We start from the raw sequence: 11,850 nt of genomic DNA, 5'->3' as shown, positions 1-11,850 counted from the left end.
ATACCAGTTCATATAACCCGTCCCGGTCTCAACTTTTTTCCACTCAGAACCGTTCATGTAATATATGATGCTTTTTACCTTTGACGCATTTTCCGACGTAAGCCCCAACGCCGCAAGAAAAGGGCTGAGATTGTCCTTATAACTCATGATATAATTCACGTTATCTAAGATCTCCCTTAATCTCAGAACATAAGAAGGAAGGTTTCTCATGATGGGTTCAAGGCAGGCAGATACTCCTGTTGCCACAAGGAGAAAAACTGTCTTATACAGCCTTCTCCTAAATATCTTTCCCAGCAGAAAACCAAGCAGTAAACATACAGCCGCCGTAAACACAGACAGAAAGAGCAGGTCTATGCCGACGCTGCGGACATCAAGAAAACTGTTATCCATTGCCTGTGTATACAGATCAAATAATCTACCTATCATCTTCATAATCCAAATCTCCAAAAGAGGGAGGGAAATCTCCCTCCCTGATACTCATACCAGACCGGACATCATATCCACGATCTCTTTAACAGTGTCTCTCATTTTGCCATCTACATAGCCCTGTTTGACAAAATGAGGAAAATAGAATTTTGCAAGCATCTTTACAATCGTATCTACATATGCCATTTCCTGTTCACTGGCACCATTTCTGTCCACCATTTCGGAAAACCATGCCAAGGCGGTCAGCGCAGAATCAGTTGTATCTACATGATAATTAACCGGGGCACAAACAGACCTCTCCTCTTCTACATCATCCTCGTAGTCCGGTTCCTCAGGATCATCATAGCCTGCGTAATCGGCGTTGTCATATCCATCATAAGGATCTTCAATATCATTCTCTCCGAAGAAATTAGAATCGTCATAAAGAGAAACCATATCCTTGATTTCCTGCTTACGTGCAGCAGCCTGGGCTTTCTCTTCCTCATGGCTCTTTTCTAAAACAGTCTGGGTTTTCTCTTCTCCCGGACACTGTTCCGTAGATGACTGATCTTCCTTAGGATACTGTTCTGTCTGTAACGCAGGCCGGGCTACAGGCTCTTCCGTCTGCTGTCCTGCAAGATCAACAGGAACAGATGGTTTTCGCGGTTCCGGCGCATGGAATCCTGGAGCAGCAACTGGCTGTTTGGACACTCCTTCCAAAACAGGCATCTGCTGCCTGGATGCTTCCGGGACCGATTCTGAAACCTCCTGAGTATGCATCACAGGTTCAGGAACCGGAGTGTGCAGCTCAGGCTCAGAAACCGCCGGATGTCCAGGTTCTTCCTCTTTTGACGCCGCCTGAATTTCCTTTGGCTCCTCCATTACTTCCTGTGGTCCACTTTCTGATATATTCTCCTGGCTCGTTCCATCATCTGAAGACTCCTGTTTTTTCTGGAATCCCTTACGGTACATATTCAGGATCTCCTTCGGTATCATCTGATGCTCATTGAAGATCTTATGCAGGGCTTTCTGTTTATCATCATCCAGATGAGAGATCATAGCCGCTACATCGATCGGGAGCAGCCTGGCCTCGACTGCATATGTGATCCATGGAGCCGCGGATGTAGCAATGAAAGCTGTCTTATACGCCTGTCTGGTTCCGACATTAAGTTTCTCCGCCAGCCTCCGGATCAAGGCAGAACCTTTAAACTCTTCATCATTACGGCTCTTCTCCTGATATAGCATATAAAGGGTTTTCACTCCTTCAAGATAATTGCCGTCCTGATAGTTGCGGCTGCTCAGGTTCTCCTCATACATGACGATCTGCTCATCGATCGTGTTTTCAATCTGGTGTGGCTGGATAACACATGGGATCCCTTTTGAAAACCATCCATATCCTTCCTCTATCCCCTGCTTTATGGCAGCAAACCTTCTGTGACCGCCTATGATCCTGTATGTAGTCCCATTTTTTTCCGGAAGGACATCGATTGGCTGCCTTAATCCGTTTTGGCGGATACTCTCCTTTAAATAATCTATGTTGTTGATGACGGCATTGTTTAACTTGTTTTCAACAATGTTCTCCGGAAGGATGAACGTAAAACGCATCACTGCAAATTCCTTCTCTCCTGTTGACTTTTTTCTGCTCATAATGATCCTCCTTAGATTATTGATATGTGCGTCCAAGACACATGGACTTGATGTCCTGCTGTCTTTTGATATAGTTAATTCTTTCACTCCCCTCCTTTCCGTCTTTCTGATACGAAAAAACAGAAACGTTTTTTCAGCGTAATATGATAAAAAATATTTTTTTAATTATCCTGCTGAAAAAAAATAGACAGCCACGTATCCCTGTTATGTGACATGACATTTGAGACGCATATGGAAAGGGAATTTCTGACCGTAAATAACATCACTTTCTTCCTTGCCCTTGATACTGCCGTATTCAGAATATTTCTGGTAAGCAGCACCCTCGGCTTTTCCGGAAGCATGACATAAACATCTTCATATTCCCCACCCTGCGACTTATGTACTGTAATGACATCTGCAGGAAGGATCTCATCCAGATCGTATTCTCCCAGGGAAACCGTTTCATCCCCAAGACTTACCGTCATGCCGTTGTGGATCTCTGTGATCACACCTACATCTCCGTTGCAGTATCCGGCCTTATAGTTATTGCTCACAAATACAGCCTTGTCCCCGGCACGGTATACATAATCATGATAGATCAGACTGTCTGCATCTGCGGGGCCTTCTAACGTCCTGTTAAGCACCTCTGTCCCTACTTTCCCCTGCTTGGTCGTACTTAGGATCTGATGTTTCATACAGTCTTCATCTTTGGGATAGTAATACAACAGGGCTCTCTTTGCAGCCTCATCAGACTCATACCGTCCGATAAAAAACTGTTCATCGGCGATCAGGTCAGGATTTCCTTCCAGGATCTTCTTACAGTTCTGTACGATGGAGGACTGGGCATCCTGTCTCATGAACTGGTTCAGCGTCACCGTACAGAAAGTATTGCTGTTTAAAAGGTCTCTGAATACAGAGCCGCAGCCAACGCTTTCGATCTGATCCGGATCTCCGCAGAGAATCCATTTTTCAAGGACATCATCCGCAGCGGACTGGATATCCACTCTCATGAGAGAACCGGCTTCCTCTACAGCCATAAACAGAGACATTCCTGACCTTACGAGCAGAAGGAGTACCTGGTATGATAAATTCCTTTGTGCATGGAAAAAAGTGAATTCGAATTCACTATTTTGTATTTCAAAGTATATTATCAAAAGCCAACTCCTCTGGCTATCCTGCTGACCATCGAATTCCTTATCAATATCCGCAGCCGGAATCTTACGTACAGCCTATACCTCTCGTTGATGACTTTAAGGACCTCACTGACTTCCGCAGCCAGTAACGTTAAACCTTATCATATACTGCCCCCTCTGGAACATCATCTGTCGGAATCTCAAAACGGGATAGCACTCCTGACTTTGAGAACAGTACCAAAGCTTTTGCTGACAGGAATGCTGAACCCTATCTACAGCCAAAATCTCACGTACGGCCAATACCTCTCGTTGCTGGCTTTAAGGACCTCACTGACTTCCGTGGCCAGTAGCGTAAAACTTTGCCAGGAACTCCCACTTTGGAGCATACTCCTCTGGGATCTCGAAGAGGTATAACACTCTGACATTGAGGACAGTACCAAAGTATCCAACCCTGTCCGCCGCTGTTCCTGATGGATAGTAGGAACATAGTAACCCCTCTGTCTGGACCTTGTGAGGAATCTGCTTTGTTAAGCTGATTGACACATCCAGAGATTTATCAATGCCAGAGTTTACATACATGAAGTTAATATGACAGGATCCCATGGTACAATCCCATGCCTGTCATTTGTCCAGTTCGATAATGTAGAGCCTCTGTTGTTACGATGAACCATTGGCAATTGGTTACGACTTTCCTATGGTATATGTAATGATAGTACAGTATATTGCATGATGCTCTGTACATCTATGCTCCTTAGACTCTTCTGTTGTTCCCGCGGATGATTCATCTGTGGAGCTTTGCTTCGGATAACTAGAATTACCCGAACGGAAACCACTGCTGTTTAAGAAGTCTCCAATCGATGCTTATCGTTTACCTTGGGACTTGCCTCATCCGGTTGGATCCTGATCTACAGCTTATAGCCAGTCGGCTCTATCCTCTGTCTTACATTTATCTTGTAATGACGGAACCTCTCCTGTTGTCTGTCTCTGTATTCTAACAGATGTAGTATATTTACATCCCCGGAGTTCTCTTAAAAACTCGAAGATACTAAAAATAACAACCATATTCTGCAATTGCGTTCGTCTTGCAATTCCGACTTCTCATATTGATTTCTGATAATTCGACATTGCTACCAACCCACCTAATATCTTCAGTTTTAAAACTTCCATTCTGACTGTAACTTCTATAATGTCCTGAGCCAAGCTAACTATGTATAGTAGTGCTGTAACGTCCCGTCAGGCTTTTAAAGCTTAAGAAACTAAAAATAACAAACATGTTCCGCTTTGTTTTCTTCTGACAACTATTACTGTTTCTCTATTATTTTCAGACTTCTTTTTTTATTATGATATGAGAATAAAAGGGATTTATTGGCCGGGCAGACCGTTGGATATCATTAAAAACGTTTTACTGCCGAAAGAAAGGCAGGTTGAAACAAATAAATTCATAATAACATATAAATCCTGTTGCAAATTACTGTTTTTGGACACGCAAATGAGACCTTTGTGTTTAAGGCCTTCTACTATAGTATTCAATTACATTTCTTCGTATCAGACAGTCCAGCAGATTGACTTCTCAAAGAATTTTCCTCTGAACGGAATCCATCCGAACTTCTTTGCATCGTTTTTCCTGCTGATTACCGTACGCTTGGATATATGCAGCTCTTCTGCAATCTGCGCAACAGTTAATCCTCTATAAAACAGGCTTGTAACTGCCTTTGTCATTGCAGTCTTCTTGTCATCCATTTGTTTTACGTATTCTTCTTTCGGCATTTTTTTCTTTGGCACATGGAAATATTCGTCGCTTTGAAGACCAAAGACATCATTCAGTGTTTCATTTTTGATCTTATAAGTGGAATCCGCCTTAGTTTCTTTTATATACGCCTGAGGCATGATGATCCCCTGTCTGCGGAATGTCTGGTCGATCAAAAATACGATCTCGTCATCTTCATACCCTACGTCCATGGCAAAACACCAGAACCAGTACAGGATCTTTTTCATCTGCTTCCATTCAAGCTCCTTGAGATCTTTCTTCTCCCGGATCATCCTGCGGAGGGAATTTAGTCTGCGGATCGCTATGAACTGTTTTGTGGTGGAAAGGCCTTCCCGATACAGCATGTCATTGTTGATATATACTTTCAGGGCACGTCCTCTTACAGGAAACCTTTTGCCAACTTCCTCCCATATCTCTGACAGGGAGTATTTTGTTTCTATGTTGTAAAGCAGCTCTGTTTTTCCTTTTAATATGCGTACGTCCTTAATACCAGGCACCATGATCCCTTTTGTCTTATAGATCGGCTTTGCACCCGGGCACAGATATGCGATTGCTTTCTCCAGCAGATGACAGCTGGACTCCATTTTCTGGCACACAGGAAACTTTAATACCCAGACATACTGGTACACTTTTCCTTTTCCGGACTCTTTGTAAAGCATGAATGTCGGCATCATGCATGGGAAGGCAAGGACAGGATCTGTCGTTTCGATCCCTACAGCCTGAATGACCACCCTGCCATCATCATCCCTTGCTTTTTCCGATATATAGGATGCTGCGTTGTCTCTTTTGATCCAGTCCTCAAAGATCTTGAACATATAAACTGCCTTGCCGACCATGACCTTCATATCATACTTGAACATCCTGGATACGGATATCAACGCATCCATGTCCTTTCGGACTCTCTTATTTGCTTTCTGTATTTCCATATATTTTTCCAGACTGGAATCCTCATTGTCCTTCCAGCCTTTCTTTCGCATGGAAACTTCCGCTTTCTTTTTTTCCTTATTATAAAGCTCCATCTGTTTCCTCCGTAATTTCCACACTTGTATAAAGGATCTTCCTGATGCGTTTCAGCATTTTTTTCTCTTCCTCATCGATCGGCTCCGGATGATGCATGTCCAGCCACATAAAAAACGATACAAACCTGTCCGGCAGTTTCCCGTCTTCCATGACACAGCCCAGATCTTCTGATGAAGGGATATAATCAGTTGCATAGGACAGTTCCTTTAACCGTCCTTCAAACTCGTCATAATCCTTTTCCGGTATCTCCATAAAAAAAGCCTCCTTTTACGACGTTTATCTGAAGGAGAAAATGAAGAATAGTTATTTTTTTGTGGTACGAAAAAACCGCCTGCCGGTACAACCGACAGACGGTATTTTTAAACAGATTTCTCTCTTTAAATTCCAAGTTCATTAAGAAAATCTTCAAGCTCCGCAGCTGCCCCTGCGCCATTGTCTTTCATCCGCAGGCTTTGGAGGATGGATTCGTAAGACTCAAGTCCGACATCCTTGATACAGTAGATACTGAACTCCTCATCTTCACTGTAAAGATATGCTTCTTTTCCTTTTACTGAAGAGGAAAGGACGTTTTTCAGGATGCCGTTTTTATCGATATAATATCCGATCAGGCTCGTATACAGGGACACTGTCAGATCATTTGTGAAGATCAGAACAGGTGCGTTATACTTTTTAAATGCCATCCTGGTAAACATGGGGATATCATTAAAATCCACCTGTGGGACATAGATACAGATCGAAGGTTCCTTCTTTCCGCTTTTTTTCTGAGTAGCAACTTCTATGTTAAGTTTCTTAGTGACCTCATTAAACTGGGCGATCTTATACTGTCTTCCTTCCTGTCTGGAATCCAGATCCATGATGTGTGCCAGTTTTACTTTCGGATCGTCCGGTTCCTCTTTATTTCCCAGTTCCGTATCTTCGATGTTCTTTGGCATGGAAATAGCCTTAAGGGTTTCCTCTCCCTCATCCGGAGGGGCAACGGACATATCCGCATAAGTATCTGAAACAGAATTTAAGAAGATGATCTTACCGTTCTCATCTTTCTCTTTTGTGATATCGAACATATTCTTGCTGTCCACATCGCCGGTATATTTATAACGGGGATGCTTCTCCAGCGGATATTTCTTATCATAAAAAGGGTTTACGTTCTTGATGAATACCAGACAGCATTCCGGGGGCATGGTACGGATTTCATCCATGGTCATGAGTTCCCTCTTCTGCGGTCCAAAATTCATGCCACCGCTGCCCTTTTTCCCTGTGCTGACACTCTCCCCTCTTTTACGGATTGTGGCACATCCAAGCTGCTTGGAATAATAATCCGCAGTTGTCTGCTCCTGGGTTCCCAGAAGGATGTTTGTATCACAGTTACCTATGATGGTTTCATAATCATCCTTGTACATAGCCTTGATCTGGGCAAGAGATTGAAGCACGACTGTACAGGAAATGTTATATTTACGCATGGTAGATATTTTAGCAGGAAACTCCGGTATTTTTCCGATGTTAGCAAACTCGTCCATTATGAATCGTACATGGTATTTCAGACGGAGGAATTCTACATCCGGTTCTTCCTCGGTAGGCTTCGTATGCTCTGCTTTATAATACAAAGTATCAAAAAGTTGGGAATACATCATGCTTACAATAAAGTTATAAGTAGAATACGCCTGCGGGATGATGACAAACAGGATCGTCTTATGGTCTCCGATGGTGCCAAGGTCTATATTGTCCCTCCGGGTCAGGTTTGCGATTTCCGGGATATTGAACGGGTTAAGGCGTACCGCTGCGGAGATAAGGATGGACTTTAACGTCTTTACTCCGCCAAGGGAGAACGTCTCATAATTCTTCCATGCCTGTGATTTTTTTATCTCTTTTGCCCTGAGTTCAGACTCTTTCGTATTGGCATATTCCTTTAACTTCCCATTTTCCAGATAAGCCTTTCCGGTAAACAGCTTGCCCAGGTTTGTATCATCCACACTGGACGGCCCCTTTGCACCCGGGTTTTCATCCATCTGTGCCATCTGGATCATCTTTAATACCATGGGAAAGTTTTTGTCACCCTTGTCGGCAAAATCTCTCAGATAAAAAATACAGGCGTTTAAAAGCGCCTTTTCGGAATTTTCCCAGAACGGCTCCCCACCGCTCTTCTCCGGGGGCGTGGTATTCGTGATCAGCGTGTCAACAAGGATGCCGACACCTGCATCATCCCTGATATAACAAAACGGATTATAACAGTTAGAGAATCCCATGTTTACAAGGTTGAACACCCGGACATCATATCCTTGGTTCTTCATCTCTTTTCCAAGGGTTCCAAGCAGTTCTCCTGACGGATCCGAGAGTATGAAGCTCGCATTTTCTTGGAGCAAATTGGGCTTAATAACAAAACGTGATTTACCAGTACCGGCACCACCGACGATCAGCACATTATTATTGAGCCTTGTTTTCTTATCCTCCAGGGACAGGCGCACATGCTCCGAATGGATCATGTTCATCGGCCCATTACAGGTCTTTTTCCCGATCGGATCCGCATGCTTCCGGTTATAATCACTGTAGTTGGAAGTCCATTTTGCAGAACCGCCTTCGATACCTGCTGCATCATGTCGGAATTTCTGGTTATCCCCATATATGAGCAGGGCAGCGATCACATACAGGGAAGCGCCTGCCCCGTAATATTTCAGATAGACACTGTTAAACCCGATGTGGAATCTAAACCTCATCATGTCATCAAAAGCCCTCTGTATACCATCCAGACCATACATCTGGTAAAATGCCAGGTTTCCGGCAAGAAGGAGGACCAGGATAAACATCACTCCTCCCAGCACAAGGTAAACAGGCATCATGTCATCTTTTTTTGTCATTTAACTGCAGCCGGGGCTGCACCGGCTGACTCCCTCCTATTCAGGATATGCAGCCTAGTCCCTTTCCGGTTCCAGATCCGGGCTCTTGTCTTTATCCAGATCCTGGAATTCATCCAGAATATTGTCTCCGTTCTGGTCAAGATAATCCGGGATGTCAAATGGTTCACGCCAGTCCATAGTGGCACGTATGTCGGAATTGAACTGTTCGGAAAACTGCACGACCTGGTCCCTTGTGATGCTTCCGTCCATATACTGGAAAGCAAATGACCTGAGTTCCTGTGAAGAACTCCTGACACAGTTCCCGACTGCCATCTCCACGCTCATCCTTGCTTCATGCTCTGCATCAAAGGCAACTTTCTCCGACTCTTTCGGCTGTGCCATGTTGACACCTTCCTGTTTGGTGTGCATGATGTCGATGGACCTCTGGATCTTATAAAAAGCCTCTGCTTTTTCCGGGTCGTTTAGATTCTCTTTCTTGAACATTTTTGCAAGTTCTTCTTTCCGGAGTCCCTTCAGTTCCTTTACTTTTAAGAGCTCCTGGGCTTCCTGCATGGTCATCGGTTCCTTCTGTCCGCGGTTGATGCGGTCAATCAGTTCTTTTCCAAGGTTCTCCGCCTTCTGGTCACGGAACATCCGCGGACGGTTCATGCGGTCTACCTGTTCACAGATAAACCGTTCAAATCTCGGATCCCTGCGGTCGCAGAATTCCAAAGCGGGGTTTTTACCAGCCATGCGTTCCATATAGGCACCGTTTTCATTGATCATCATCACATGGGAGCCACTGGCATTTGAGATATAAAACTTCGATCCATTGGCAGCGTGGACAAGGTTTATGATATCCTCCTTGTTTTTCCGCTGTGTGTTCATGTAATCATAAACTGCTTTTCCTGAACCATTCCTTTCCTGTATCACCCCGGTATGGAACGCATCAAAGATCCGTTTATCTTCTGTCCTATGGTAAATAGCATACTTTCCTTCCTTTTCCCTTTCCGCGGCAAACAGCATATAGTTTTTTACTGCCCGGTCTTTCATGTAACTCATTTCGGCAAAATCAAGCCCGGAGATCTTTTCCGGTTCCTGCTGGGTATTAAATCTGCGGATCGTATCCTGGTCAACCTGGAACAGCTTGTGGTTGGCAACCAGGTAATCCGTCCTTAACTGTTTCATGGCATCTTCGTTTTTATCTGCAAAAATGACACCATAGGACTCCTTTCCATTCCGATCAAAGGCACACTCCTTGTATGCGATCCCCAGCTTGTCACATGATTTCATAAGGGAGCGGAGGGTTTCCTTTTCCTCACACTCCATCATCTTTAACTGGCCGCCTTTTTTCATGTAGTTATACAGGGTTTTGGCATTGTTATCCTGCAGGGCCCTTGTCTCGATATAATACCCGATCGCAGAGGCAACCGCCCCTGCTGCCCTGGCGGATGCATCGATAACATTCATGGTGTTCATCATATCCCCCTTAGGATCCTGTACTTCTCTCATGGTGCTTCCTCCTTTCAATTTTTTCAGCATTCTGCTGTTTTGATAAAATGAAAAAAATTCGACTGTTTGGGATTCTGCATATTATGGGAAATATCATCAGGAAGGAGATCAAAATGGATGTCATCAATGAATACGAACAGGTCCTGATCGGGAATCTCCCAAAGATACCGCCGCGCCTGTTCCAGAATGAACCGTCAGCCAACGAACAGCTGGCTTTGTCCGTATTCAGGTATGCGATTGAAAAACTTCTCAGATGGACGCCCATGGAAGCTTACCGGCTTTTTTCCCGGCTGTCATAGAGACCATGAAACTGACACAGCTCTTAAATTACATAAATTTTCCAACTGAGCTGACAAAAGACAACACAGAATATATCGTATACCTCATATATCCCAAAGAAGTACCTTATGACTTTGCAAAATATGTGATCAAAGTCTACAGGCAGGTACTAAACGGGGAGATCCGTTATCCAAGAGAATATATGTATGGAAACAAGGGCCTTGTAAGAGCAGGTATCTGCCTCCAGTATGCGATCAAGAATAACATGGTATTCCATTCCGTCGTGGAGGAGATGTACCGGTTCTTCTGTTCCCCTGAGGGGCTTACATTTTTACGGGAGAAAAAGCTTTACCAGCTGTATAAGAGCTTTTAGCAAGACACCTGTGCAGTTCCTGCACTTCAGTCTTCCGGATTCCCTTAAAAGTGAGCTATATTATAATTACTATACGTTTTTGATCAATTACAAAAAAAAGTACGGGGAGCTTCCTCCCTGTACTTCCTGAAAATGCAGGAGAGGATATCCTCTCCTGTTCTTATTTCAAAATCCTGTCAACTGCCTCCAGCGTATCATCATGGTTTACACCTGTGATCACAATGTGGTCATAACTGCCTTTCTTCTCTTCCACCAGCTTCAACAAAGCTTCCAAGACTTTGTTATCCAGCATTTCCACTTCATCAAAGAACAGGAGCCGGATACCGGTAAAACTGTTCAACAGATCTAGTAACAGGAAGATCGCTACCGCTTTTTCTCCCGCGGAGCAGGTATCCACATCTACCGGAGTCCTTCCGTTCCTGCCAATACGGACACGCAGTCCGCTCTCCATCTCCATGGAGATAACATAACCTAACTTTATTGCACGATTCGTTCATCTGCTGCTCAAAGAACCCCAGATAAACATTTGTATTGTTCTCCATTACGGAACCTTTTTTGGAAAAAGCAGAGGTTAAGGCTTCCAGTACGTTTAAACCGTTCTTCCTGTTCCGGAAGCGCATTTTTAACTGCAAGCAGGTTTTCCCTTGTGATTGCCCCGTTCAGTTCGCCGTCAAGGGCTGTCTTTTTCTCCTCCAGGTTGCCTTCCGGCATCCGCGGCTCCTCCGGAAGAGGCATGTAGATTTTCTTTTAAAGCCCGGAATGCCTGATACTTGGAGCATTTGTCGGAATATGCCCTGAAATTAGCCTCATACGCTGCCTTTTCTTCCCGGACAGACAGGAGCTCTTTTTCCGCGGCATCACAGGAAGCCTGGAAACTTGCAATGTTTCCATTCATCTGAGATACAT

Annotated in this window: 12 protein-coding genes; 2 read left to right on the top strand and 10 right to left on the bottom strand. The window is 44.2% G+C overall.

The window, feature by feature from the left end; translation table 11 throughout:
• The 7 genes from AC075L_RS19940 to AC075L_RS19910 all read right to left on the bottom strand — a co-directional run.
• Nucleotides 1–432 (bottom strand): hypothetical protein (locus AC075L_RS19940; protein WP_476388076.1); only part of this gene is annotated, 432 nt, incomplete at its 3' end.
• A gap of 45 nt (nucleotides 433–477) precedes the next feature.
• On the bottom strand, nucleotides 478–2,052 hold the full coding sequence (locus AC075L_RS19935; RefSeq protein ID WP_476388075.1) for a ParB/RepB/Spo0J family partition protein: 1,575 nt from the start codon (nucleotides 2,050–2,052) through the stop codon (nucleotides 478–480).
• 161 nt (nucleotides 2,053–2,213) lie between these two features.
• A complete protein-coding gene (locus tag AC075L_RS19930; RefSeq protein WP_476388074.1) occupies nucleotides 2,214–3,068 on the bottom strand; it encodes an ATP-dependent DNA helicase in 855 nt (284 codons plus the stop codon).
• Between the two features lie 1,641 nt (nucleotides 3,069–4,709).
• Nucleotides 4,710–5,951 (bottom strand): hypothetical protein, encoded by a 1,242-nt coding sequence (locus AC075L_RS19925; protein ID WP_476388073.1) that lies wholly within the window; start codon nucleotides 5,949–5,951, stop codon nucleotides 4,710–4,712.
• Nucleotides 5,938–6,204 carry a hypothetical protein gene (locus AC075L_RS19920; RefSeq protein ID WP_476388072.1) on the bottom strand — a complete coding sequence of 89 codons (267 nt, stop codon included), beginning with the start codon at nucleotides 6,202–6,204 and terminating at the stop codon, nucleotides 5,938–5,940. Before AC075L_RS19920 ends, AC075L_RS19925 begins: the two co-directional genes overlap by 14 nt.
• 125 nt (nucleotides 6,205–6,329) lie before the next feature.
• The gene (locus AC075L_RS19915; RefSeq protein WP_476388071.1) at nucleotides 6,330–8,801 is read right to left on the bottom strand and encodes a VirD4-like conjugal transfer protein, CD1115 family; all 2,472 of its coding nucleotides are present in this window, start codon (nucleotides 8,799–8,801) and stop codon (nucleotides 6,330–6,332) included.
• A 54-nt stretch (nucleotides 8,802–8,855) separates the two neighbouring features.
• Entirely contained in the window at nucleotides 8,856–10,292 is a 1,437-nt protein-coding gene (locus AC075L_RS19910) for a hypothetical protein (protein ID WP_476388070.1), read from the bottom strand.
• Nucleotides 10,293–10,405: 113 nt separating this feature from the next.
• Here AC075L_RS19910 and AC075L_RS19905 point away from each other — a divergent pair, with 113 nt between their 5' ends.
• Complete coding sequence (locus AC075L_RS19905) at nucleotides 10,406–10,591, top strand: hypothetical protein (protein WP_476388069.1); 186 nt, start codon at nucleotides 10,406–10,408, stop codon at nucleotides 10,589–10,591.
• 5 nt (nucleotides 10,592–10,596) lie between these two features.
• Nucleotides 10,597–10,944, top strand: coding sequence for a hypothetical protein (locus tag AC075L_RS19900; protein ID WP_476388068.1), 348 nt, complete (start codon nucleotides 10,597–10,599; stop codon nucleotides 10,942–10,944).
• Nucleotides 10,945–11,104: 160 nt separating this feature from the next.
• Here the strand turns inward: AC075L_RS19900 and AC075L_RS19895 are convergent, their stop codons facing one another.
• The 3 genes from AC075L_RS19895 to AC075L_RS19885 form a co-directional block, all read right to left on the bottom strand.
• On the bottom strand, nucleotides 11,105–11,401 hold the full coding sequence (locus tag AC075L_RS19895) for a hypothetical protein (protein ID WP_476388067.1): 297 nt from the start codon (nucleotides 11,399–11,401) through the stop codon (nucleotides 11,105–11,107).
• A gap of 47 nt (nucleotides 11,402–11,448) precedes the next feature.
• Nucleotides 11,449–11,655, bottom strand: a complete 207-nt coding sequence (locus AC075L_RS19890) for a hypothetical protein (protein WP_476388066.1) — start codon at nucleotides 11,653–11,655, stop codon at nucleotides 11,449–11,451.
• Nucleotides 11,615–11,850: hypothetical protein (locus tag AC075L_RS19885; RefSeq protein WP_476388065.1), on the bottom strand; the 236-nt coding region annotated here is incomplete at its 5' end. The genes AC075L_RS19885 and AC075L_RS19890, both read right to left, overlap by 41 nt.

The sequence above is a fragment of the Blautia sp. ZXY-1-B12 genome (genome assembly GCF_056339915.1).
Note: the sequence above shows the minus strand (reverse complement) of the source record. Positions and strands in the feature narration are given on the sequence as shown.

What these genes read in the sequence shown, in the direction of transcription:
- AC075L_RS19925 (WP_476388073.1), bottom strand. Translation starts at nt 5,951, where the DNA reads ATGGAGCTTTATAATAAGGAAAAAAAGAAAGCGGAAGTTTCCATGCGA.
- AC075L_RS19915 (WP_476388071.1), bottom strand. Translation starts at nt 8,801, where the DNA reads ATGACAAAAAAAGATGACATGATGCCTGTTTACCTTGTGCTGGGAGGA.
- AC075L_RS19905 (WP_476388069.1), top strand. Translation starts at nt 10,406, where the DNA reads ATGGATGTCATCAATGAATACGAACAGGTCCTGATCGGGAATCTCCCA.
- AC075L_RS19900 (WP_476388068.1), top strand. Translation starts at nt 10,597, where the DNA reads ATGAAACTGACACAGCTCTTAAATTACATAAATTTTCCAACTGAGCTG.
- AC075L_RS19910 (WP_476388070.1), bottom strand. Translation starts at nt 10,292, where the DNA reads ATGAGAGAAGTACAGGATCCTAAGGGGGATATGATGAACACCATGAAT.
- AC075L_RS19930 (WP_476388074.1), bottom strand. Translation starts at nt 3,068, where the DNA reads ATGGCTGTAGAGGAAGCCGGTTCTCTCATGAGAGTGGATATCCAGTCC.
- AC075L_RS19935 (WP_476388075.1), bottom strand. Translation starts at nt 2,052, where the DNA reads ATGAGCAGAAAAAAGTCAACAGGAGAGAAGGAATTTGCAGTGATGCGT.
- AC075L_RS19890 (WP_476388066.1), bottom strand. Translation starts at nt 11,655, where the DNA reads ATGCCGGAAGGCAACCTGGAGGAGAAAAAGACAGCCCTTGACGGCGAA.
- AC075L_RS19895 (WP_476388067.1), bottom strand. Translation starts at nt 11,401, where the DNA reads ATGGAGATGGAGAGCGGACTGCGTGTCCGTATTGGCAGGAACGGAAGG.
- AC075L_RS19920 (WP_476388072.1), bottom strand. Translation starts at nt 6,204, where the DNA reads ATGGAGATACCGGAAAAGGATTATGACGAGTTTGAAGGACGGTTAAAG.